Annotated in this window: 18 protein-coding genes, 1 other RNA gene and 1 riboswitch; of the genes, 12 read left to right on the top strand and 7 right to left on the bottom strand. The window is 60.1% G+C overall.

Going from position 1 to position 22,802, the window contains the following annotated elements; translation table 11 throughout:
* Positions 1-35: 35 nt before the first annotated feature.
* The 3 genes from DXB53_RS09145 to DXB53_RS09135 all read left to right on the top strand — a co-directional run bounded on the left by DXB53_RS09145 (position 36) and on the right by DXB53_RS09135 (position 2,750).
* Positions 36-731 carry a Bax inhibitor-1 family protein gene (locus tag DXB53_RS09145; protein WP_117584216.1) on the top strand — a complete coding sequence of 232 codons (696 nt, stop codon included), beginning with the start codon at positions 36-38 and terminating at the stop codon, positions 729-731.
* A gap of 141 nt (positions 732-872) precedes the next feature.
* Entirely contained in the window at positions 873-2,012 is a 1,140-nt protein-coding gene (locus tag DXB53_RS09140) for a TIGR02452 family protein (RefSeq protein ID WP_117584215.1), read from the top strand.
* Between the two features lie 78 nt (positions 2,013-2,090).
* Positions 2,091-2,750 carry an SGNH/GDSL hydrolase family protein gene (locus DXB53_RS09135; protein ID WP_117584214.1) on the top strand — a complete coding sequence of 220 codons (660 nt, stop codon included), beginning with the start codon at positions 2,091-2,093 and terminating at the stop codon, positions 2,748-2,750.
* Positions 2,751-3,002: 252 nt separating this feature from the next.
* On the opposite strand, the gene thiD is transcribed toward DXB53_RS09135, so the two are convergent.
* Entirely contained in the window at positions 3,003-3,833 is an 831-nt protein-coding gene (gene thiD, locus DXB53_RS09130; protein ID WP_117584213.1) for a bifunctional hydroxymethylpyrimidine kinase/phosphomethylpyrimidine kinase, read from the bottom strand.
* Positions 3,834-4,011: 178 nt separating this feature from the next.
* A complete protein-coding gene (thiC, locus tag DXB53_RS09125; RefSeq protein ID WP_117584212.1) occupies positions 4,012-5,346 on the bottom strand; it encodes a phosphomethylpyrimidine synthase ThiC in 1,335 nt (444 codons plus the stop codon).
* Positions 5,339-5,454: riboswitch (TPP riboswitch) on the bottom strand. It overlaps the preceding gene by 8 nt.
* 63 nt (positions 5,455-5,517) lie before the next feature.
* Between thiC and DXB53_RS09120 the strand changes: the two genes are divergently transcribed.
* Positions 5,518-6,039 (top strand): hypothetical protein, encoded by a 522-nt coding sequence (locus DXB53_RS09120; RefSeq protein ID WP_117584211.1) that lies wholly within the window; start codon positions 5,518-5,520, stop codon positions 6,037-6,039.
* Positions 6,040-6,062: 23 nt separating this feature from the next.
* Here DXB53_RS09120 and DXB53_RS09115 read toward each other — a convergent pair whose 3' ends face one another.
* Positions 6,063-6,872: a YaaA family protein gene (locus tag DXB53_RS09115; protein ID WP_117584210.1), complete on the bottom strand. Its 810-nt coding sequence runs from the start codon at positions 6,870-6,872 to the stop codon at positions 6,063-6,065.
* A 103-nt stretch (positions 6,873-6,975) separates the two neighbouring features.
* Complete coding sequence (locus DXB53_RS09110; protein WP_117584209.1) at positions 6,976-8,373, bottom strand: aminopeptidase; 1,398 nt, start codon at positions 8,371-8,373, stop codon at positions 6,976-6,978.
* A gap of 166 nt (positions 8,374-8,539) precedes the next feature.
* Here DXB53_RS09110 and polA point away from each other — a divergent pair, with 166 nt between their 5' ends.
* Positions 8,540-11,290, top strand: a complete 2,751-nt coding sequence (gene polA, locus DXB53_RS09105) for a DNA polymerase I (protein ID WP_117584208.1) — start codon at positions 8,540-8,542, stop codon at positions 11,288-11,290.
* A gap of 211 nt (positions 11,291-11,501) precedes the next feature.
* Here the strand turns inward: polA and DXB53_RS09100 are convergent, their stop codons facing one another.
* Positions 11,502-12,329: a Cof-type HAD-IIB family hydrolase gene (locus DXB53_RS09100; protein WP_117584207.1), complete on the bottom strand. Its 828-nt coding sequence runs from the start codon at positions 12,327-12,329 to the stop codon at positions 11,502-11,504.
* 553 nt (positions 12,330-12,882) lie between these two features.
* Here DXB53_RS09100 and DXB53_RS09095 point away from each other — a divergent pair.
* From DXB53_RS09095 to ndk, 4 genes are all read left to right on the top strand, one after another.
* Positions 12,883-14,109, top strand: a complete 1,227-nt coding sequence (locus DXB53_RS09095; protein WP_117584206.1) for an argininosuccinate synthase — start codon at positions 12,883-12,885, stop codon at positions 14,107-14,109.
* Positions 14,110-14,342: 233 nt separating this feature from the next.
* The gene (locus DXB53_RS09985) at positions 14,343-14,513 is read left to right on the top strand and encodes a hypothetical protein (protein ID WP_158548956.1); all 171 of its coding nucleotides are present in this window, start codon (positions 14,343-14,345) and stop codon (positions 14,511-14,513) included.
* A 118-nt stretch (positions 14,514-14,631) separates the two neighbouring features.
* Positions 14,632-16,062 (top strand): argininosuccinate lyase, encoded by a 1,431-nt coding sequence (argH, locus tag DXB53_RS09090; protein ID WP_117584205.1) that lies wholly within the window; start codon positions 14,632-14,634, stop codon positions 16,060-16,062.
* A 377-nt stretch (positions 16,063-16,439) separates the two neighbouring features.
* Positions 16,440-16,844 carry a nucleoside-diphosphate kinase gene (gene ndk / locus DXB53_RS09085; protein ID WP_055251725.1) on the top strand — a complete coding sequence of 135 codons (405 nt, stop codon included), beginning with the start codon at positions 16,440-16,442 and terminating at the stop codon, positions 16,842-16,844.
* Positions 16,845-17,020: 176 nt separating this feature from the next.
* Here ndk and rpiB read toward each other — a convergent pair whose 3' ends face one another.
* A complete protein-coding gene (gene rpiB / locus DXB53_RS09080) occupies positions 17,021-17,488 on the bottom strand; it encodes a ribose 5-phosphate isomerase B (protein WP_117564619.1) in 468 nt (155 codons plus the stop codon).
* A gap of 271 nt (positions 17,489-17,759) precedes the next feature.
* Here rpiB and DXB53_RS09075 point away from each other — a divergent pair, with 271 nt between their 5' ends.
* Positions 17,760-19,079, top strand: a complete 1,320-nt coding sequence (locus DXB53_RS09075; RefSeq protein WP_117584204.1) for a serine dehydratase subunit alpha family protein — start codon at positions 17,760-17,762, stop codon at positions 19,077-19,079.
* A gap of 303 nt (positions 19,080-19,382) precedes the next feature.
* Here DXB53_RS09075 and DXB53_RS09070 read toward each other — a convergent pair whose 3' ends face one another.
* Positions 19,383-20,141 (bottom strand): HAD family hydrolase, encoded by a 759-nt coding sequence (locus tag DXB53_RS09070; protein WP_117584203.1) that lies wholly within the window; start codon positions 20,139-20,141, stop codon positions 19,383-19,385.
* A gap of 315 nt (positions 20,142-20,456) precedes the next feature.
* On the opposite strand from DXB53_RS09070, the gene rpsA reads away from it, so the two are divergent.
* On the top strand, positions 20,457-21,623 hold the full coding sequence (rpsA, locus tag DXB53_RS09065) for a 30S ribosomal protein S1 (RefSeq protein ID WP_022095232.1): 1,167 nt from the start codon (positions 20,457-20,459) through the stop codon (positions 21,621-21,623).
* 340 nt (positions 21,624-21,963) lie between these two features.
* Positions 21,964-22,325: RNase P RNA component class A (gene rnpB, locus DXB53_RS09060), an RNA gene on the top strand.
* The last annotated feature ends 477 nt before the right edge of the window (positions 22,326-22,802 follow it).

Here is a 22,802-nt window from a genome sequence, read left to right as displayed (position 1 = left end):
CCGTCATTCGCGGCGCTTTTTGAAAGGACGAAGCTATGAACGATATCCAGGGCTATCAGAACGGCCCCGTCGAGACCGGCGCAAGCCGCGCCAAGGAGATGTCGCCGCGCGCGTACAATCTCGCCATGTCTGCCCTGATCTTCTTGGGCTTTTGCGCCATGGGCGCCGGCGCCTACTTTACGAGCACCATGTCGTTTGCGCGCATGATGATGAGCGGGGCCGCCCTGCCGCTGGTTTTTGGCTCGTTTATCCTGACCATTGTCGGCATCGTCATGATGTCAGCTGCCGCCAGCAAGCAGTCCGTGGGCCTGTCCCTTGTGGGCTACGTAATCTTTGCGAGTACCTTTGGCCTGACCGCGTCGTTTGGCCTTGCCAACTACGACCTGCCCACCATCAACACTGCCTTTATCGCCACGGCCGCCATCACCTTTGTCTTTGGCGCCTTGGGCGTGACGTTCCCCAAGTTTTTCCAGCGCGTATATGGCATCGGTTTTGGCATTCTGCTCGCCACGATTCTGGTTGAGATCGTGCTGATGTTCATGGGCGTCTCGCAGACCATCACCGACCTGATCGTGATCGTGGTGTTCGCCGGCTTTATTGGTTACGACACCTATGTTGCCACGACGGTGCCACCCACGCTGCCCAATGCGGTGCTCATGGCGTCCAACCTGTTCGTGGACATTATCAACGTGTTCCTGCGCATCCTGAACATCCTCGGTCGTCGCGACTAGCGCGGGGGATTGCAGCGTTTCTTGTCGGACGCGGTAAAACGATGCGAAAGGCGGTCCTGCGGGGCCGTCTTTTTTGTGCGCGGCGGGGTATCATGGATGGGAAAAAGCCGATAGCGGCAGCGACAGGAAAGGTGGCCACGTATGGCAGACGTCGACAACAGGAACCGTAACCGCAGGCCCAACCGCGCGGGACAGCCCAACCCCAAGCGCGAGGCCCGCGCCAAGGCCGCCGAGCGTCACGTGGCAACTGTGTCCGAGGCGTGTGCCAAGGATATCGAGCGCTCGCTTGCCGGCGTTCGCGAATTCGACGGTATGCCTGCCGGCTTTGTCGCGGCGATGAAGGCCAAGGCCCAGAAGGCTGCGGCTGCCGAGGAGCCGGTTGCCGAGGAGTCTGAGTCCGCTGAGGTTGCGTCCGCCGAGGCTGAGGTTGCGTCCGCCGAGGCTGAGGTTGCGGCTGAACCTGCGCCCGCAGAGGAGACCGACGAAGTCGAGTCCGCGCCTGCTGCTGAGGAGCCCGCTCCGGTCCTGCCCGAGGTCACTGTGCTTGATGCCTCCGCCACGCAGGCAATCCTCGATAACGGTCGCGGCTATGCGCAGTTCTGCGACATGGCCGTGCTCGCCTTTGCCTCGTTTACCAATCCGGGCGGTGGATATATTCAGGGTTATCTGGGCCAGGAGGCCACGCTGTGCGCCGATTCGTATCTGTACAACGTTCTCGATAAGCAGCGTAAGTGGTACGGCGAGAACCGTCGCCGCAACATCAACTGCGAGCTCTACCGCAACCGTGCGCTGGTGGTGCCTGCGGTGCGCTTCGACCGCAACCACGTGCATGCATACGCCGACGTGATCGTGGCCGCCGCGCCCAACGTTAGGCGCGCCCGCCAGGAGTATCGCGTGAGCGACGATGCTCTGCTGGATGCCCTGCGCGACCGCATCCGCTTTGTCCTTGCCATCTGCGATGAGCTTGGTCGCGAGAAGCTCGTGCTGGGTGCTTGGGGCTGCGAGAACAACGGCTTTGATGCCGAGGCCGTGGCCGAGCTCTTCCGCAAGGAGCTCGCGTCGGGCGACTTCAAGGTCAAGCAGGTCTTCTTTGCCGTGCCCTCTACGCGCTGGGATGAGGACTTTGCCAAGTTCGAGCACGTGCTGGCAAACTTCCCCGAGCGCAACGAGGAGTCCTATGCCCAGGTTGCCGCCCGCGCCGCAGCCGCTCGCGCCGCCGAGCAGGCCCAGACAGCAGTCGAGGATGATGAGGACGAGGATGACTGGCGCAAGTACCTGTAAGCGGTGCGCGCGATGTGATATGCCAAGCCGACGGGAGGGGTTGCCCCCGTCGGCTTTTTACTGAATGAGGAGCTCAAGATGAAAAACGTTCTGTGCTTTGGTGACAGCAACACCTATGGCTATGATCCGGCGGGCATGCGCGACGGTACCGCGGTGCGCTATGCGCAGGATGTGCGCTGGTGTGGCGTGGTCCAACGTGACTTAGGCGAGGGCTGGCATGTAATTGAAGAAGGCCTCAACGGCCGCACGACGGTACGCGACGACATGTGCCATCTGGACACTAACCTCAACGGCATTCGCGCGCTTCCGATGCTGCTCGAGGCCCATAAGCCGCTGGACGCCATTGTGATCATGCTGGGCACCAACGACTGTAAGACGGTCTTTAACGTGACAGCTTCCGATATCGCCCGTGGCGCCATGGCGCTGATTCGCGCCGTCCGCGCGTTTCCGTGGACCGACGCTGCGCCTTGCCCGCGCATCCTGCTGATGGCTCCTATCAAGATCAAGCCGCAGATCGCCGATGTATATATGACCGATTTTGACGAGCGTTCCGTCGAGGCATCTGAACATTTTGGCGAGTACTATGCGCACGTGGCCGAGCAGTTTGGCTGCGACTTTTTGAATGCCGCCGAGTTTGCCGAGCCGGGCGATATCGACTATCTGCATATGATGCCCGAAAGCCACGAGAGCTTGGGACATGCCGTGGCAGCCAAGCTCCAAGAGATGCTCGGTGAGTAGCACGGCCCCAAACCACCACAGAGTTCCCCTTGCGGGGGCTTGTTTCGTTTGTTTGTCTTGATCTGTAACAGTTCCAAGGCCGAAAACGGGCTAGATGTTACAGATTAAGATTATTTAGGTCGATATCGATTGTTTGTCTTGATCTGTAACATCTAGGGTCGATTTTGCCGAGTTACTGTTACAGATCGAGATGTTTGTGGGAGCCACCGCAAAGGTGCCTGTCCCCTTTGCGGCGGTTTTGGGCTGCGAATCTTAATATTGCCACATGTGATTGACGGGGCCGGAGCCTTTGCCCATGTTCAGGCCGGCGGCCAGAGCGCCGGTTAGGTAGGCCTTGCCGCCGTTGACGGCGTCGGCAAGATCCATGCCCTGGGCCAGCGCGCAGGCGATGGCGGACGAAAGCGTGCAGCCGGTGCCGTGTGTGTTGTCGGTCTCGATGCGCTTGTGGCGGAACCACGTGGTGAGCGGATCGCCCAGATGGTTGCCCTCGTCATCGAGTGGCGCGGGTTCGGCCAATACATCGTTAGCCTCGTTGACAAGATGCCCACCCTTAACGAGGGATGCGCAACCAAAGCGGCGGGTGAGGAGCATGGCAGCATTTTGCTGTGTGCGCTCGGAGTCGACCTCGTAGTCAAGCAGGGCCATGGCCTCGGGAATATTGGGCGTGATGACGGTTGCTAGTGGGAACAGGCGGCGGGTGAGCGCCTCGGCGGCATCTTCGGTAATCAGCCGTGCGCCCGAGGTGGCTACCATGACGGGGTCGACGACCACGTTTGTCGCGTTCCAGGCGCTCAGGCGGTCGGCGATAACCTCGATAATCTCGGCAGAGGAAACCATGCCGATCTTGACGGCGCTGGGGCGGATATCGTCAAATACGGCGTCGATCTGCGCAGCGACGATATCAGGGGAGATATTCTGCACGGCGGTGACACCGAGCGTGTTTTGTGCGGTGATGGCGGTGATGGCCGTCTCGGCATACAGGCGGTGCGCCGTGATGGTCTTGATGTCGGCCTGAATGCCGGCGCCACCGCTGGAATCGGATCCTGCGATGGACAGGACGGCAGGTACCTTACTGCGATCCATGTTTGCTCCCTTGTTCGGTCGGAATCAAATGGGTCTTTAAGCCAGCATTATAAAGATGCCCGGGCCGACTCTATGTCGAACCCGGGCGGGCGATGCAATCTTTACGCAAATGTAAGCAAATGTTCACACGTCAACAATTGACGAACACCATGTTACCGATTGTGGCTCCGGTGACGAGTTAGTCCTCCATGCCGAGGTCGATCGTCGTGCCTTCGAACACCTTGTTAACGGTGCGGACGGCGCACATCTTGCCGCACATGGTGCAGGTGCCCTCGGTGGCGGCGGGGGATTCTTCGTAGCGTTTCTTGCCGGTGACCGGGACGAGAGCACACTTCCACATGGCATCCCAGTCGAGCTTGCGGCGTGCCTGGCCCATCTTGTCGTCCATGTCGCGGGCGTGCGGTACCTTCTTGGCGATATCGGCGGCGTGCGCGGCAATCTTAGTGGCCATGAGGCCATCGAGCACGTCCTGGGCGTTGGGCAGGCACAGGTGCTCGGCCGGCGTCACGTAGCACAGGAAGTCGGCACCGGAGCTGGCGGAGATGGCACCGCCGATGGCAGCGGTGATGTGGTCGTAACCCACGCCGATATCGGTCACCAGCGGCCCGAGCACATAGAACGGGGCGTTGTGGCACAGGCGCTTCTGCAGTTTCATGTTGGCGGCGATCTCGTCGAGCGCCATGTGACCCGGGCCCTCGACCATGACTTGGACGCCGGCGGCCCAAGCGCGCTTGCACAGCTTGCCCAGCTCGATCATCTCGGCGGTCTCGGTGGCGTCGTTGGAGTCGTAGAGGCAGCCCGGGCGGCAGGAGTCGCCGAGCGAAATCGTCACGTCGTACTCGTGGCAAATCTCGAGCAGCTCGTCAAAGTACTCGTAGAAGGGGTTTTCGTTGCCGGTGACCTCCATCCAGCCAAACAGCAGCGAGCCGCCGCGGCTCACGATGTTCATCAAGCGGCCGGTCTCCTTAAAGGTCTTGGTGACCGACTTGTTGATGCCGCAGTGGATGGTCATAAAGTCCACGCCGTCCTCGGCGTGCGCGCGCACGACCTCGAACAGGTCATCCTTGGTAAGCTTGACCAGCGGCTTTTCCATGTAGCCGATGGCGTCGTACATGGGGACGGTGCCCACCATGAGCGGCGTCTCGTCGATGAGCTGCTGGCGGAACTGGCGCGTCTTGCCCGAGTTGGAAAGGTCCATGATGGCGTCGGCGCCAAAGTCCTCGGCGATCTTGACCTTCTTCCATTCCTCGGCGGCATCGGCTTTATCGCCCGAGATGCCCAGGTTGACGTTGACCTTAGTAGACAGGCCCTCGCCGACACCAAAGGCGCGCATGCCTTTTTTGATGTGCACGATGTTGGCGGGAATGGCGATGCGGCCGTCGGCCACGCGCTCGCGGATGTACTCGGGGTCGCGATGCTCGCGCTCGGCGACTTCCTTCATCTGCGGCGTGATCTGCCCGGCGCGGGCGAAGTCGATTTGCGTGACGAGCTTGGGCTCGGTCTGTGTGCTCATTGGCACGGCTCCCTTCGTTGGCATTACCCATATCAGGTTTGCGGGTCAGGGCGGGCGCGCCCAGTCTCAGCCTGCCGTCTTGTCCTGCAAGCTCCCCGTTTATGTAATGGGCTCAAGTATAGCTCGAATGGGTACGATTGGCCTAACGAGCGTGCCTGTGGGGAGGCGAACATGGAAGACAAGCATCTATATCGAGAGACGCAATGGGATGTATCGGCCGAGGAAAGCCGTGCGCACCATGGCCTTGTCGCGATTGGTTTTGCGGTGCTTGCCGTGCTGGTGATTGCCTTTTGTATCTGGACGTTTGGCGGTCACGGCGGCGCTGCATGGGAGTTCGAGGCTGATGATAGCCTACCGATTATGACGGTGAGGAGTACTGGCGGTAATGCCAATACGCTCGCCGTTCCAGGCGACTATTGGTATCCGCGCGACGAGTTTGTGCAGCTGCAGTTGAGTGGTGGGTCGATTCCTGGTGAAGAAATCGAACGCGTGACTTACGACGTGGCGCTTAAAACGCTGACGGTGCAGCTCAAAGACCGGGGAGACGTCCCCACGACCATGGATATCGCCCTGACGGAATGGCGTCTGGAGCCTCCTGCGGGTGTTACGGTGTCCGAGGTCGAGCACGTAAAGATTACTTATCAAGATGGCTCGACGAGCGAGATTGCAAAGGCCGATGGCTTGGCGGAGTAACGGGGTGTTTGGAAACGGTGGGCCTATTGTGCCCGCGCGTTCATGAAAACCAGGGAGTCTTTGTCTGAAAGCTCGGGGATGTGACGATAGCCGATGTTGAATGCGGTAAGTTCGCTTGTATCCTCGAGCTTGTTTTCTGCCATCCACCGCACCATGGCGCCGCGCGCCTTTTTGCTGGCGGTCGAGCGCTGGATGGGCTTGCCGTTGCGGATGCCTTCGCCAAAGAGGCATGTGACGACCGTGGCGTCGCCCGCGAGGTGGGGCAGAACGGCTTTGGCATACTCTACGCTGGCGAGGTTGACGATCGTGGTGTTTGAGCCTGCCGGGGCGATAGCCCGCGCGAGCTTGTCGCTCCAAAACGCGTAGAGGTTTCGGGCATCGTCGACGGCGAGCTTCGCGCCCATCTCCAGTCGATACGGTTCAACGGCATGAAAGGGGCGTGCGCATCCGTAAAGGCCCGAGAGGATCCACAGATGGTCTTGCAGCCATGCGAGCTGTGCGGCATCCATGACCTCGGGCGCCATGCTCTGGTATTGAATGCCGTGATAGGACATGACGGCAGGGGAGAGGTGACGGGCGAGTGCGGGATTGTCAAGATCGCCGTTATTCAGGATGGGCCGGAACTCACGCAGGGTGTTGAGGCAAGGTCCCAGCAGTTTGTCACTCACGTTCCACAGCGCCTGCAGGCCGCCGCTGCCTTCATTCCGCTCGATATCTAGCAATGCGCGGTGGAGGCGAGCCGTCTCGTGCGCAGAGGGTGGAATGCCCTGGACTTCAAAAGCATCTTGGGCCGCGCGCATTTGCTTGGCGGGCGAAATGATGACCTGCAGCATGGACTCTCCTCTGCCAAGAAGGAAGTTGCGGTGGAATACGGTCTGTCTTGGCCGTTTATGGGCCAGTTTAGTCCGTATTTCACCGCAACTGATGAAGGGTCGGTTAGGCGCGCTCGAGGAAGGCCTTGTAGCCGCGATAGGCCTCGTAGATATCGGCCTTGTTAGCGACCTCCCACAGGGCGTGCATGGACAGGACGGCAACGCCGGAGTCGATGACGTTCATGCCGTACTCGGCCATGATGTAGGCGATGGTGCCGCCGCCGCCCGCGTTGACGCGGCCGAGCTCGCAGGTCTGGAAGTCAACGCCCGCCTCGTCCATGATGTCGCGGATGAGGGCCACGTACTCGGCGTCGGCGTCGTTGGAGCCGCCCTTGCCGCGGCTGCCCGTGTATTTGTTAAAGCACAGGCCGCGACCCATAAAGGCTGCGTTCTTGGTCTCGAACTTGCCGGCGTAGCCCGGGTCAAAGCCGGCGGACACGTCAGAGGAGAGCATGCGGCTGCGGGCGAGTGCGCGGCGCAGGGCCAGCGGGCTGCTCTCGCCGGCGAGCGTCATGATTTCGGCGACGGTGTTCTCGAAGAAACGGCTCGTCATGCCGGTGGCACCCACGGAGCCGATCTCCTCCTTGTCGACGATGAGCGTGATGCTCGTGCGCTCGACGTCTGCCACGTTGATCTGAGCGAGCATGGAGGGGTAGGCGCAGACGCGGTCGTCGTGGCCATAGCCCAAGATCATGGAGCGGTCGAGACCCATGTCGCGGGCGGGGCCGGCGGGCACGACCTCGATCTCGGCAGAGAGGAAGTCCTCCTCCTCGACGTCGTACTGTTCCTTGAGGATGTCCAGGAACATCTGTTTGACGGGCTCCTTGGGGGCGTCCTTGTCGTCCTCGTCAAACTTGACGGGGCGGCCGCCCACGATCACGTCGAGGATCTCGGCGTCGACGGCGTCCTTGGCGGGCTTGGCCATCTGCTCGCTCGAGAGGTGGATCAGCAGGTCGGAGATGGTAAAGACCGGATCGTCGGCCTTGTCGCCGATGTTGATGTCGACGGTGGTGCCGTCCTTTTTGCAGATGACGCCTACGAGCGCGAGCGGGGAAGCGACCCAGTGGTAGCTCTTGACGCCGCCATAGTAGTGCGTGTCGAGATAAGCCATGTCGCCGGCCTCGAAGGCGGGGTTCTGCTTAAGGTCCAGGCGCGGCGAGTCAACGTGGGCGCCCAGGATGTTAAAGCCCTGCTCGAGCGGGGCGGTGCCCAGGTTGACGAGCATGAGGTCCTTGCCGTGATTGGCGGCGTACACCTTGTCGCCGGCCTTGAGCGCGCGTCCCTCGGCGATCACAGTCTCCAGGTCGACGTATCCCGCCTCCTCGGCCATCTTGATACCGGTCTTGACGCACAGGCGCTCGGTCTTGTTCTCGCTCAAAAACTGCTTATAGCCGCGGCAAAGCTCCTCGAGCTCCTCGACTTGCTGTGGCGTGTACTTTTTCCATGCGCAGGGACGCTCCATGACGCAGGCTCCTTTCGGATCGATCGTGCTGGTTGATGTACCGTGAGCCATCGTATCACGCGCGGGCTCACGGTGGCGGGGGAGCTTGATGTGCGGTGGCCGCGGGGCGGGGAGCGTGTAAACTGGAGTGAGCAAACCGTGCCCAGTCCAAAGCGAGGTATTTAATATGTCTGACAAGCGCCGCACTTTTGCCGTTATCGACGGCAACTCGCTCATGCACCGCGCCTTCCACGCCGTGCCGCCCACCATGAACGCGCCGGACGGTCGCCCCACCAACGCGATCTTTGGCTTTCTGAACATGTTTCTTAAGATGATCGATGCCTTTAACCCCGACGGTGTGGTCGTGGCGTTTGACAAGGGCAAACCGCGCGTGCGCATGGAGATGCTGCCGCAGTATAAGGCGCAACGCCCGCCCATGGACCCCGATCTGCATGCGCAGTTTCCGATGATCAAGGAGCTGCTCGGTGCGCTCAATGTGCCGATTCTGCAGTCCGAGGGCTGGGAAGGCGATGACATCCTGGGCACTATGGCGCGCCTGGGCGAGCAGGCCGGCTGTGACATGCTGCTGGTGACCGGCGACCGTGACATGTATCAGCTTGTGACCGAGCACGTTAACGTGGTCTCGACTCGCAAGGGCCTGTCCGACGTGGCGATCATGACGCCCGAGAGCGTAGACGACCTGTATCACGGCATTACGCCGGCGCTCGTGCCCGATTTTTACGGTCTGAAGGGCGATACGTCGGACAACATTCCCGGCGTACCGGGCATCGGCCCCAAAAAGGCGAGTGCGCTCATTGCACAGTACGGCAGCCTGGACGAGGTCATTGCGCACGCTGACGAGGTCAAGGGCAAGATGGGCGAGAACCTGCGTGCACACATCGACGACGCGCTGCTGAGCCGTAAGGTGGCGACCATCCGCACCGATGCGCCCGTCGAGCTCGACTTTGACGCAACGTCCTTCCCGGCGTTTTCTGCCGACGAGGTGTCCGCGGCGCTGGGCACGCTCGGCATCACGGCCATGCAGAACCGTTTCCTCTCGCTGATTGGCGGCGAGGGTGGGGCTGCGGCCGCTGGCAGCGCGTTTGAGATGCCTGCCGTTTCGCGTGCCGCCGCCGGCGATGCCGACGCGCTTGGCGCCGTTGCGGCTGAGGTCTCCCGCGCGATTGATGCCGGCGAGTGGGTCGCCGCCGTGGTGGACGACGACAAGGAAGAGGGCGCGCTCTTTGGACTGACGCGCACGCTGTGGCTGGCGACGTCCAAGGGCCTGTTCGCGCTCGAGGAGGGCGACAGCGGTGCGGCGGCTGAGGTTGAGGGCTTCAACTTCGTCCGCGGCGTGATCGCTGGCGTGCTCGCGCGCCTGTTTATGGAGGGCCGTGTGGCGAGCCCGGATATGAAGGCGCTGCTGCATGAGCTTTCGCCCATTGATTCTTCTGAGCCCGAGCTTATGGATCCGCTGGCCGTCGATTCCACGCGCATCTTCGATACCGTGGTCGCCGCCTACCTGCTGGATTCCGACCGCTCCGAGTTTGATGAGGCGTATCTGGCTGATACCTATCTGCAGATGGCGCTGCCTGCGGCGCGCGGCGCGGAGGGTGCCGGCGAGCACGCTCCTGTTCCCGCTGCCCGCACTGCGGCCCTGACGCTGACGCTCGTGGCGCCGCTGCGCGACCGCATGGCCCGTGAGAACGCTGCCAACGTGTTCGATGGCATCGAGATGCCGCTCGTGCCGGTGCTTGCCAAGATGGAGCGCGCGGGCATGCTCGTGGATCCCGACCGCCTGCGTAATCTGTCCGAGGGCCTGGCGACCCAGATCACCGAGGTCGAGCGCAGCATTCGCGACCTAGCGGGTGATGAGACCTTTAATATTGGCAGTCCCATGCAGCTGTCGCATGTGCTCTTTGATGTGATGGGGCTTCCGACCAAGGGCCTCAAGAAGACTAAGCGCGGCTACTATTCGACCAACGCCAAGGTGCTGAGCGACCTTGCGCGTGACCACGAAATCGTGCGTCTGATCTTGGACTGGCGTGAGAAGTCTAAGATCAAATCCACCTATCTGGACACCCTGGGCCCGCTGCGCCGTGGTGACGGCCGTGTGCACACCACGTACAACCAGACCATCACGGCGACGGGGCGTCTGTCTTCGAGCGACCCCAATCTGCAAAATATTCCGACTCGCTCGGAGCTGGGGCGTACTGTCAAGACGGCGTTTTCGGCAGGCGAGGGAAGCGTCTTTTTGGCGGTGGACTACTCGCAGATCGAGCTGCGTCTGCTGGCACATCTTTCGGGTGACGAGCACTTGGTGCGCGCCTTTAACGAGGGCGAGGACTTCCATGCCGAGACGGCCGCGCGCGTGTTTGGCGTGCCGGTGTCCGAGGTGACGCCCGACTTGCGCAGCCGCGCCAAGGCCGTGAACTTTGGCATCGTGTATGGTCAGCAGGCCTACGGCCTGTCGCAGTCGCTGCATATCTCGATGGCCGAGGCACGCGACATGATCGACCGTTACTACGAGGCCTACCCGGGCGTGCGCACGTTCCTCGACAATGTGGTGGCACGTGCCAAGCAGACGGGCTACGCCGAGACCATGTACGGCCGCCGTCGCCATATTCCTGAGCTCAAGGCCAAAAACCCGCAGCTCCGCGGCTTTGGTGAGCGCACGGCCATGAACCACCCCATGCAGGGTACCGCCGCCGACATCATCAAGATTGCGATGGCCCGCGTGAGCCGCCGTCTGGAAGAAGAAGGCTTTGCCGCTCACATGATCCTGCAGGTACACGACGAACTGGACTTTGAGTGCCCCGTCGACGAAGTCGAGCGCCTAACCACCATGGTCCGCGACGTCATGGAACACGTCGTAGACCTCCGCGTACCGTTGATCGCCGAAGCCAGCACCGGCATAACCTGGGCCGACGCGAAATAGGGAAGCACTCCGTAAGGCAAGCTCGCCCAAGACGCAAGCCCCCACATACTTAAGATTTGGGACAAACACTACTGATTAATTTGTCCCACAGTAACCAAAACAGAGGGGAGCCCCTCCCAACAAGGAGCTCCCCTCTGCTCAAATCATTTCAGCTAAGTATCTAGACACTCAAGACGCCATCTTGGCGCCCGGCTGGGTCCGACGAGCCCCGTTAACGAGCCGCCAAGATGGCGTCGATGAGCGTCAGTACGCCCCCGTCGTTGTTGCTCGGAATACGCCACTTGGCATGCGCGTTCATGTGCTCCTCGGCATTGTCCACGATAAAGCTGTGTCCGACGCGCTCAAGCATGGGGATGTCGTTGTAGGTATCGCCCACGGCGGCGGCATCGGCGATATCAATGCCCAACTGCTCGCACAGATGCGCGACGCCGGCGCCCTTGTCGACACCCAGGTTCATAAAGTCGATCCACTCGCGGCCGGCATTGGTGACATAGAGCTGATCCGAGAACGCGGGGTTATAGGTCTCGCGGAACGCGGGCTCGGCATCGTAGGCAGGGAAAAAGATCGAGATCTTATTGGACTCGATATCAATGCCCTCAAAGGTGTCGACGTAGTTGATCGTGTTGTAGTAGACGCTGATCTCGTCGTGGAATTGATGGTCGCGGGCGAGCACATAGAACTCGTCGTAGCAGCACAGGACGGGAACGGCGCGCGGGTCCTCCGAGGCACGAGCGAGCACCTGCTGATACAGCGCCACATCGATGTTGCTCTTATAGATATAGCTGCCGCGATAGATGACGCAGGCTCCGTTGTCGGGACAAAAAGCAAGGCGGTTCTTGATGCCCTCGAACATCTCCTCGAGCTTGGGAGCGGGACGTCCGCTGGCGGGGCAGAATACGATGCCGGCGTCGGCGAGCTTGTCCAGACGCTCATCAAGACCCTGCGGCAACACGCGCTCGTCGGTGAGCAGCGTCTTGTCCATGTCGACGGCGATGAGTTTAATGTTGCCGATGTTGGCGTCTGATTCATAAGTCTGCATAAATGCGCCTTTCCGTTTCCAGATTGTTTCGGGCGTAATGACCCTCTGCTATGTAATCGAGCGTATTTTCGCAGGAATGGTGCGTACTTGCACTGCAATTCACAAACTAATGAAAAAACTTTTCAGAAATTTGAATTTGTCGCTTGTACAGCAGGCACTTTAGCGTAATATAGCGACCATCGAAAACGGAGACGGCAAAAGCACCGCTTACCGAGGAAAAGGTACCGTTTGCGATATTAGAATTGCGCCCGGCGATAGGTGAAAGGAGAGGCAGATGCAGTTCGTAAAGATCATCACTACTGCAGACAATGCCATCCGACGCCAGCGCGCAATTTCCCGACGACGATAACAATCGTCTCTGTCCGTATGGGGCGAATTGCCTCAACAGAGTCATTTTGAGGTCGTTGGGTTTTAGCACGACATTGCTGCATGTTTCTAGGGCATGTTGTGCTGCTTTTTGCTATTTTACCTGATATTGCACGGTTTTTGACCTCGAAATGACTTGCAACTGACCGATGTTCTAACTAGCTACCAAGGGCGAAAGGAAACAGCCATGAGCAAGGAAAAAGTCGTTCTCGCATATTCCGGTGGTCTTGATACATCCGTATGTGTCAAGTGGCTCCAGGACGAGAAGAATCTCGATGTTGTTTGTGTCTGCGGCAACGTGGGCCAGGAGGAGACCGGTCTGGACGCCAAGAAGCAGAAGGCCCTCGACCTGGGCGTTCTGGATTGCCAGGTGCTCGATCTGCGCGACGAGTTCTCCGATGAGTTCCTGACTAAGGCTATCGCCGCAAACTCTATGTACGAGAACAAGTATCCGCTGCTCTCCGCCCTGTCCCGCCCGTTGCTCGCCAAGAAGCTTGTCGAGGTCGCTCACGAGTTTGGCGCGACCTACGTCGCTCACGGCTGCACCGGCAAGGGTAACGACCAGGTTCGTTTTGAGTCTGCCGTCAAGGCCCTCGACCCCGAGCTTAAGGTTATCGCCCCGGTTCGCGAGTGGGATCTTAAGTGCCGTCCCGACGAGGTCGCCTATGCTCACGCCCACAACGTGCCGGTTCCCGAGGGTGCCAACGACAACCCCTATTCCATCGACGACAACCTGTGGGGTCGTGCCATTGAGTGCGGCCACCTGGAGGATCCCTGGAACGAGCCGCTCGACGACGCCTGGGTTATGACCAAGAATCCCGAGGACACGCCCGACACCCCGACGTATACCGAGATTGAGTTTGAGGCCGGCAAGCCCGTCGCCGTCGACGGCAAGAAGATGAAGCTCTCCGAGATCATCATCGCACTCAACAAGATCTCGGGCGACAACGGCTTTGGCCGTCTCGACCTGGTCGAAGACCGTCTGGTGGGCCTTAAGAGCCGCGAGTGCTATGAGGTTCCCGGCGCCCTGACGCTCATCACCGCCCACAAGGCACTCGAGGATATCTGCGTCGAGGGCGACCTGCTCAAGACCAAGATTAAGCTCGAGCAGGATTGGGCCACTGCCGTGTACAACGGCCAGTGGTACAGCCCGCTCAAGAACGCGCTCGACGCCTTTATGGCCGACACCCAGAAGTTCGTGACCGGTACCGTCCGTCTGAAGTTCTTTAAGGGCAACTGTCATGTCGTCGGCCGCAAGAGCCCCTTCAGCCTCTACGACTACGGTCTGGCTACCTACGACCGCGACACCACGTTTGACGAGAAGGCCAGCGCCGGCTTTATCGAGATCGATACGCTGTCGCTCAAGACGTGGGCAAAGGTCCAGGGTCCCAGCTCCGCTGCCGCCCAGGCCTAGCGCCTCCTTTCCTTGGTATCCGCGCGGCCCATCCGCGTGATACAAAACGGGCGCACGGGGTCCCTACCTTTCGTTATGCTTGCTGACACTTCTTAACATCGGTGGCCCCTACGTTCCGCCCGCATATATGACGCCGCGCCTGCGGCTGAGTCCGAGCCCCGCCGGGGTTGTCCGGCGGGGCTCCTTCTATCAATTTGGCGGCTCTGTGCCTATATATATGAGGAGTATCCATTATGTTCAACGCTATCGCGCATGCCTTACTTGCCCTCGCGCCCGAGTTCGATGCTGCAAAGGTCGAGGACGTTCCTGTGAGCCTGAAGGCTTGGATCGATGGTTCGCAAGGCAACATCCGGAGGGAGACGTTGGGCGCCAAGTGCCTGGTGCGTCACTTCTTTGCAAATTAGCAACATGGTCCCGCGCACGGTAGGGATTGTGTAAAACTGGCGGTTGAAAAATCGCTTTAGCGACATGGCGCATTGCTTTGGGCGCTTGTTTTGGTATTTGGAGAAAGGGGACAGTTCCATGGCTCTTTGGGGCGGTCGTTTTGAGGCGGGAGTGGCCGAGGTCACGCAGGAGTTTGGCGCGTCGCTGCCGGTCGACAAACATCTCTATAAGCAGGATATCGCCGGTTCTAAGGCGCATGCCAAGATGCTGGCGGCCCAGGGCATCATCAGTGCCGAGGATGAGCAGGCGATTGCCGAGGGCCTGACCGGAATCGAACAGGATATCGATGCCGGCAACTTCACCTTCGATATCAACGACGAGGACATCCATATGTCCATCGAGAGCGAGCTGACGCGTCGCATCGGCGAGGCCGGCAAGCGCTTGCATACCGGGCGTTCGCGCAACGACCAGGTGGCGACCGATACGCGCCTGGGCGTCAAGGCGTTGGCCAAGGAGCTCATGGAGGCCAACCTGCAGTTGCGCCACGTGCTGGTGGATGCGGCCAAGAAGTACGACAAGGTGATTCTGCCGGGTTACACGCACATGCAGCATGCTCAGCCCGTGCTGCTGTCACATCATCTGCTGGCGTATTCCTGGATGTTCGCGCGCGACTTTACACGTCTGAAGGCCGCCTTTGATGCCGCCGACAACTGCCCGCTGGGTGCTGCTGCGCTTGCCGGTACGAGCTATCCGCTCGATCGCCAGATGACGGCTGCCGAGCTTGGCTTTGCGGGTGTGATTCCTAACTCACTCGATGCTGTTTCCGACCGTGATTTCCTGCTCGATCTGCATTACGCCGGCTCCGTCATGGCCATGCACCTGTCGCGTCTTTCCGAGGAGATCGTGCTGTGGTCGAGCTCTGAATTTGGCTTTATCACGCTGTCCGATTCGTACTCCACCGGCTCGTCCATCATGCCTCAGAAGAAAAACCCCGACTTTGCCGAGCTTATTCGCGGCAAGAGCGGTCGCGTGTACGGCAACCTGGTCCAGCTGCTGGTGACCATGAAGGGTCTGCCGTTGGCCTATAACAAGGACCTGCAGGAGGACAAGGAGGGCGCGCTCGATACCGCCCGCACGCTCATGCAGTGCCTGTCGGTTATGGCCGGTATGATTTCGACTTGGACCGTCAACGAGGGCGCCATGGCACGCGAGTGCGGCGTGGGTCACCTTGCCGCCACCGACGTTGCCGACTACCTGGCCAAGCGCGGTCTGCCGTTCCGCGAGGCGCACGCCGTGGTGGGGCATTTGGTCCTGATGTGTGAGAAGCGCGGCTGCAATCTTGAGGACCTGCCGTTTGAGGTGTTCCAGGAAGCAAGCCCGCTCTTTGAGCGCGATATTACCGAGGCGCTTGACATCCCGTCGATTGTCGCCGCGCGCACGACCGAGGGCGGCACCGCTCCCGCCGCCGTTGCCGTGCAGTTGGGGCGCGCCGAAGCGCAGCTTGCGGCCGATGAGGGTGTGTTTGGCTCGTTGACTAAGGTCGTCGAGATGGGCCACGGAGCTAATTAGCTTATTGGATGCGTCTGTCTGGTGCGTTCACCATATCTTGCCTTTACGGGTGCCCGCTACGGTAGGCGCCCGTTTTGTTATAGAGAAGGAAAGAGCTTGTCGAGAACTTTTGTAGGACATTTGCGCAGGTTGTGAAGGGGGTGCGTTCACGGGCGGCAATCGACCGTCCGTTCTGTTCGGTGCAGTTGGAAGTGGGGCGGATGGTACTCTAGTCGGGCTTCGGAACAGAAGTGACACATATGGAGCGCTTCAATAAATAATAACGCTTCAATAAACGGCTTTTTGTTTAACTGCAGCTAGAACTCTGTTACGATGCAGTCCAGGCGGGTGCCGGAATGGGACTTGGGCACGCGCGAACCTACTTGAAAGGCTACCTTATGGCTATCGAGAAGACCTTCATCATGATTAAGCCCGACGCCGTGCGCGATCGCAAGATCGGCGAGATCGTTGCTCGTATCGAGCGCAGCGGCCTTGTTATCGAGCGCATGGAGATGACCACGCTTGAGCGCGCCACCGTCGAGGAGCACTATGCTCATCTGGCCGATAAGCCCTTCTTTGGCGGTCTGTGTGACTTTATGACGAGCGGTCCGGTCGTCAAGATGGTCGTTTCCGGTCTCTCCGCTGTCTCCAAGATGCGCACCCTTATGGGCGCCACCAACCCGCTTGATGCCGCTCCCGGCACCATTCGCGGCGACTTTGCCGTCGATGTCAACGCCAACGTGATCCATGGCTCCGACTGCCTGGAGAACGCCGAGATCGAGATCAAGCGCTTTTTTGGCTAAACCAGCTTTGACTCCTTAAAGCTGTTAGCGTGTGGCTTGAGCGCCGCGGAACTCCATCCGCGGCGCCCTTTTTATTCCAGTAGATTTTGGTAAACGCCCACAAATCTACTAAAGAGCCCCCGTCCGGATGTTTCTTCCGGGCGGGGGCTGGCGTTAGCGTATGGCTTTGTGAATCTTTAGGCTTCGTCGACGATCTTAAGGCCGCGCGTCTGGTCGATCTCGTTGAGGAGATTGACGCGACGCTCGTGACGACCGCCCTCAAACTCGGCGTCGAGCCACTCGTCGACAATCATCTTGGCGAGCTCGGAGCCCACGACGCGGGCGCCAAAGGCGAGCACGTTGGTATTGTTGTGCATGCGCGAGAGCTTGGCGCTGAAGGGCTCGGAGCACACGACGGCGCGAACGCCCTCCACCTTGTTGGCAGCCAGGCTGATGCCGACGCCGGTGCCGCAGATCAGGATGCCCAGGTCGACGTCGCCGTTGGCAACGGCCTTACCCACCTTGTAGCCGGCGATGGGGTAATCAAAGCTCTCGGAGGTGTCGGTTCCAAAGTTCACGACCTCACAGCCGCGCTCCTTCAGGTGCTCGGAAATGATGTTCTTGAGCTCGACGGCGGCGTGGTCGTTACCGATACCAATCTTCATGAGTGGTTCCTCTCTGGTCCGTGCGGCGGAATTGCTAAAGGTTTTACCGCGTTCGACTGCATGATAGCGCGACTTTTGTGTAAACGCTCGGGCGTTTTTTGGTCAAACGCTTTAGCATGCAACAAGACCGGCTTTTCATGAATGAATGCCGTCGGATTGCGCTTGAACGCCGTCCGTCGGAACTATGGTTGCGGTTTTTGATGCATTGTTATCAAATAAAAGAGCTAACTATTATCGAGAGTCCAGTCCGTTATGTAAGCAGGAGATACCTATGCCTACCGATTCCATCCGCGATGCCGCTTTTTGCGATGTCTTGAACCGCGAGCTTGTCTGTGCGCTCGGCTGCACCGAGCCTATTGCCGTTGCCTATGCAGCGGCGCTGGCGAGCCAGACACTCGGTTGCGAGCCCGATCATATGGACGTTGCCTGCTCGGGCAACATCATCAAGAACGTTAAGAGCGTGACCGTGCCCAATTCGGGCGGTATGCACGGTATTGAAGCAGCGGCCGTACTGGGTGCCGTGGGCGGTGACGCCAAGAGCGCGCTCGAGGTGCTCGAGTGCGTTAACGACGAAGATCGTGCTCGCGTGGCCGAGCTCCTCGCCGATGCTGGTTACTGCGACGTGTCGCTTGTCGAGGGTGTACCCAACCTCTACATCAAGGTGACTGCGACGGCTGGGGGCCATACCGCGGTCGTCGAGATTACCGACCACCACACCAATGTCACGTGCCATACCCTCGACGGTATTCCGGTATGCGGCAAGTCGGCGGGGGAGTGTGCTGCATGCGCCGAGCGCGTGGTGGCCGAGCGGGCGGCGGATAAGGCCGACACGCCCATGTCGATTGAGTCCATCATCGACTTTATCGAGGACGGTGACATTGAGGACGCCCGCGCTGCCGTTGAGCGTCAGATTGAGCTGAATGGCGCAATCAGTGCCGAGGGCCTTGCGCACGCTTGGGGCGCCGAGGTGGGTCGTACGCTGCTGGGTGCTCGTGCCGATGACGTTGCCTGCCGTGCCCGTGCCCGTGCGGCCGCCGGATCCGACGCTCGCATGAACGGCTGCGCGCTGCCGGTCGCCATTGTGTGCGGCTCGGGCAATCAGGGAATTACCTGCGCATTGCCCGTCATGGAGTATGCCGAGTACCTGCGTTGCGACCACGAGCGCCTGGTGCGCGCCGTGATGCTGTCCGATCTTATCGCCGTGCATATCAAGAGCTATATTGGTGCGCTTTCGGCGTTTTGCGGTGCTATTTGCGCTGCGTGCGGCGCCGGCGCTGCGATTGCCTGGCTGTGCGGTGGCACGCGCGAACAGATTGGCGCGACGGTCTCGAATACGCTTGGCAACGTGGGCGGCATCGTGTGCGACGGCGCCAAGGCGAGCTGTGCCGCCAAGATCTCGGCTGCCGTTGATGCGGCGATTCTGGGCCACGATATGGCTATGCAGGGTCGCGGCTTCCGCGCCGGCGAGGGCCTCATTCAGGATACCGTCGAGCAGACAATCGCCAGCATGGGCTACGTGGGCCGTGTGGGCATGAAGGACACCGACGTCGAAATCCTCAACATTATGATCGGCAAAACACGGGTTTGCTAGTTACGCCTGAGGTTCCGCCGTTCTGCCGAACGGCGGACCGGCCGACGCTGCGCGGGCCGCATTTGGACAATCTGCCGTTCAATTTCAAGGGCGCGACCGAAAGGTCAGCGCCCTTTCATTTCACGGCACCTTGCCTCAAATGCGACCCGCTCGCTGACTTTTGTTCTACCGGCGGTCCTTTTCCAAGCCGGCACTTAGGGACGTTCCTTATCTGCCGGCACATTGGGACACTCCTTGTCATGGTAGTCGTTGGGGACGTTCTTGTTTGACCAGTCTTTTAAGAACGTCCCCAACGACTAACCCTTATGACAGTTCGTCGGCTATTTGGTGTTCGTAGAAGGCTTCTACTACGGCGTTGAAATCGCGGGCGAAGTCTTCCATGGTTCCGCGCCAGGTGGCTCGGCCGGGTTTTCCCTGGCCAACATAGGCAGTTTGAATGCCGCAGGCGGGACTGGGGAAGTCGCGCTTGGGATCGTTGCCCACCATAAGGACCTCGTGCGGCTCGAGTCCCATCACCTGAAGCTGCTCTAGATAGTAGGTGGCATCGGGCTTGCAGCGGGTGGTGTTTCCCATGTGCGTGACGAGTTCAAAGGGGGCGTCGGCCAGGTCGCCCCAGCCCATGCGGCACTCGATGGCTCCCTGGGGAAAGCTGGGGTTGGTAAAGAGCGCGCAACGCAGTCCAGCGTCCTGTACGGCCTGGAGCGCGGCGTGCGCACCCGGCATAGCGTGAGCGTTAATGACATCGTCGTTCTTGTACGGAAGAACTTCGCGGTCATAGTAGGTAAACGCCTCGTAGATGAGGGGATCGGAGAGGCAGATCCCGCATCGGCGCTCGACCTCTTCTTGGTAAAACTCAAGATTGGTGCGGTTGTCCGTGCCGCTGCGGCGATTGGCGTTGAGGTCGACCAGGATGGTGCCGAGGCGTGCCATCGTGCCACCGCGGCTGCGGCGCCCGATATCCGCGAGCATCGAAGAGACATCCTTAAAATAGCGAAGGATGAACGCGTTGAGGTTGATGCTAAGAAGCGTTTCGTCCATATCGAAAACGACTGCTTTGAGCACGCGGGCACCTTTCTCGAAAAATCGATCTAGAATCGTTGGCTCCGGATACTTTACCCCAAAGCCGAATGCCTGGCTGGTTATCGTCAAGTTGCGGAGACGTGTGTTCATAAGATTACGAAAAAGTCTCCACACGAGTAAAAAATCGCAGTTCACGCTTGAAATCGAACTCATTTCCCCGTAACCTATACGAACGTGATTGCATAAGCGTCACATTAGTATCTGTCGGCTCCCGAGTGTTCCTAAACGTTGTGTGCTTGTCGCACCCTTCTGTAGGTCCTAGCAATCGGGGCCCCGTAGTTCGAAAGGGGTCCACCTTTGAGTGAGATTCAGAACTCGTCCATTTTCTCTCTTGACGATGTCAATGAGGAGGAGATGAACAACCTCATCGACGGTACGATTACCGACTTTGATGAGGGCGATCTCGTTAACGGCACTGTCGTTAAGATCGAGCATGACGAGGTGCTCGTTGACATCGGATTCAAGTCCGAGGGCGTTATCCCGGTCCGCGAGCTGTCCATCCGCAAGGACGCTAACCCTGCAGACATCGTTGCACTCGGTGATCCCATCGAGGCTCTGGTTCTCCAGAAGGAGGACAAGGACGGTCGTCTGGTCCTGTCCAAGAAGCGTGCCGAGTACGAGCGTGCTTGGAACCGCATCGAGGAGAAGTTCAACTCCGGTGAGAACGTCGAGGGCGAGGTTATCGAGGTTGTCAAGGGCGGCCTGATTCTCGACATCGGCCTGCGTGGCTTCCTGCCCGCTTCCCTCGTCGACCTCCGTCGTGTCAAGGACCTCACCTCCTACATGGGCACCCGCATCGAGGCCCGCGTCATCGAGATGGACCGCAACCGCAACAACGTTGTCCTCTCCCGTCGTGTCGTGCTTGAGGAGTCCCGTAAGGCCGAGCGCTCCGAGATCCTGTCTAAGCTCAAGTCTGGCATGCGTCTCCAGGGCACCGTTTCCTCCATCGTCGACTTCGGCGCCTTCGTCGACCTCGGCGGTATCGACGGCCTCATCCACATCTCCGAGCTCTCCTGGAACCACGTCAACCATCCTTCCGAGGTTGTCAAGGTCGGCCAGGAGGTCGAGGTCGAGGTTCTCGACGTCGATCTCAACCGTGAGCGCATCTCCCTGGGTCTCAAGCAGACCACCGAGGATCCGTGGCGCGCACTGGTCAAGAAGTACCCCGTCGGCGCTATCGTCGAGGGTACTGTGACCAAGCTTGTCCCGTTCGGCGCTTTCGTCGACCTGGGCGAGGGCATCGAGGGCCTGGTGCACATCTCCGAGATGGCCAACAAGCACGTCGATCAGCCTTCTCAGGTCACCCACGTGGGCGACAAGGTTCAGGTCAAGGTCATGGAGATCGACCTCGACCGTCGTCGTATCTCCCTGTCCATGAAGTCTGCTGCTGAGACTCTGGGCGTCGAGATTGAGGTTACCCCGCTGCCTTCCGAGAAGAAGGACGAGGAGACCGACGCCGAGTAAATCGGTTGACGATCACTTGTTTAAGGGATCCGTCCGTAATGGACGGGTCCCTTTTTACATTTGGCGGTGAAATGCACGATGCTACCCGGGCGCAATTTTGTCCGGGCTATCCGTTTGCTATTGGCTTGTCGGTGCATAAAATATGCCGACATCCCGCCTCGGGGAGGAGGCGGGAACGCACTGAGTAGACGGAGGGGTGCGGAGCGCGGTCGCGTCTCGACTGACGACGTTGCCCATCGACAAGCCTATTGTACTGCATGGCGTGGTTCTTGGTTTATCGTGTCGAACGCTTGTGTTGTGCCATTGCCAATAGCGACGGTGTGCTACACTCTTGCACTGCTGAGTGGGCCAGACGGTCGCGCGATGTGCTGCTTGCAGCACGCGTGAGGAAAGTCCGGGCTCCAGAGGGCGGGATGCCGGCTAACGGCCGGGCGGAGTGATCCGACGGAAAGCGCCGCAGAAAAGAAGACTCCCACCTGCGCCGCAAGGCGTAAAGGGAAAAGCTGAAACGGTGGTGTAAGAGACCACCAGCGTCGTGGCAACACGGCGGCTTGGCAAGCCCCATCCGGAGCAAGCGCGAATAGGAACGCTATGGGCCGGCCCGGTCCGCGTTCGGGTAGCGTGCGTGGAGCTGCACGGTAACGTGCAGACAAGATAAATGACCGTTCACGACAGAACCCGGCTTACAGGCTCACTCAGCTTTCTTGTTGACGCTGCGACGACGTCAGCTGGCCGATTTGGCGCTCATTCGTCGGTCGCCGCCATAAGGCGTGCTCCCTCCTCTTTCGGGCCAAATCGACTCAGCTGACGCCGTCTCGCTCATATGACCCAATCCACTGTCAAGGGCCACAATGGCCCCGCCGACCGCTTGCAATCGGTCGGCGGGGCCTGCCGTTAAACCCGTCCCGGTCCGCCCCCGGCATGTCATCGACGCCTTCGGCTCAGTCTCATATCCGCGGATACCGCTCCGGCGGCCCGCAATCCTCTCCTTCGGCGGGGTTCCCCTAGTCTGTCTTCGCGCATGCGGCGGCCGCCGCGCGCACAGCGAGAACGGGGGTGTCCCCGAAGGCCGCCCGGCTCGCCGGGACGGGGGCTTATGTCTATCCGCGCCCTCCCGGCACATCGCGCCGAGGGCCCACAGCCACCTCACGAGCTCGGCCGCGGTGGCCGCGTTCGCCT

Source organism: Collinsella sp. OM04-5 (assembly GCF_003439125.1).
Lineage (GTDB): Bacteria > Actinomycetota > Coriobacteriia > Coriobacteriales > Coriobacteriaceae > Collinsella.
This window is presented reverse-complemented; position numbering and strand designations above follow the sequence as displayed.

Bases quoted from the DNA above. Each gene is read 5' to 3' on its own strand.
- DXB53_RS09115 (WP_117584210.1), bottom strand. From the start codon at position 6,872: ATGCTGCAGGTCATCATTTCGCCCGCCAAGCAAATGCGCGCGGCCCAA.
- DXB53_RS09985 (WP_158548956.1), top strand. From the start codon at position 14,343: ATGTTCAACGCTATCGCGCATGCCTTACTTGCCCTCGCGCCCGAGTTC.
- thiC (WP_117584212.1), bottom strand. From the start codon at position 5,346: ATGAGCACACAGACCGAGCCCAAGCTCGTCACGCAAATCGACTTCGCC.
- thiD (WP_117584213.1), bottom strand. From the start codon at position 3,833: ATGGATCGCAGTAAGGTACCTGCCGTCCTGTCCATCGCAGGATCCGAT.
- DXB53_RS09095 (WP_117584206.1), top strand. From the start codon at position 12,883: ATGAGCAAGGAAAAAGTCGTTCTCGCATATTCCGGTGGTCTTGATACA.
- DXB53_RS09075 (WP_117584204.1), top strand. From the start codon at position 17,760: ATGCCTACCGATTCCATCCGCGATGCCGCTTTTTGCGATGTCTTGAAC.
- DXB53_RS09140 (WP_117584215.1), top strand. From the start codon at position 873: ATGGCAGACGTCGACAACAGGAACCGTAACCGCAGGCCCAACCGCGCG.
- rpiB (WP_117564619.1), bottom strand. From the start codon at position 17,488: ATGAAGATTGGTATCGGTAACGACCACGCCGCCGTCGAGCTCAAGAAC.
- DXB53_RS09110 (WP_117584209.1), bottom strand. From the start codon at position 8,373: ATGGAGCGTCCCTGCGCATGGAAAAAGTACACGCCACAGCAAGTCGAG.
- polA (WP_117584208.1), top strand. From the start codon at position 8,540: ATGTCTGACAAGCGCCGCACTTTTGCCGTTATCGACGGCAACTCGCTC.
- argH (WP_117584205.1), top strand. From the start codon at position 14,632: ATGGCTCTTTGGGGCGGTCGTTTTGAGGCGGGAGTGGCCGAGGTCACG.
- DXB53_RS09135 (WP_117584214.1), top strand. From the start codon at position 2,091: ATGAAAAACGTTCTGTGCTTTGGTGACAGCAACACCTATGGCTATGAT.
- DXB53_RS09145 (WP_117584216.1), top strand. From the start codon at position 36: ATGAACGATATCCAGGGCTATCAGAACGGCCCCGTCGAGACCGGCGCA.
- ndk (WP_055251725.1), top strand. From the start codon at position 16,440: ATGGCTATCGAGAAGACCTTCATCATGATTAAGCCCGACGCCGTGCGC.
- DXB53_RS09100 (WP_117584207.1), bottom strand. From the start codon at position 12,329: ATGCAGACTTATGAATCAGACGCCAACATCGGCAACATTAAACTCATC.
- DXB53_RS09120 (WP_117584211.1), top strand. From the start codon at position 5,518: ATGGAAGACAAGCATCTATATCGAGAGACGCAATGGGATGTATCGGCC.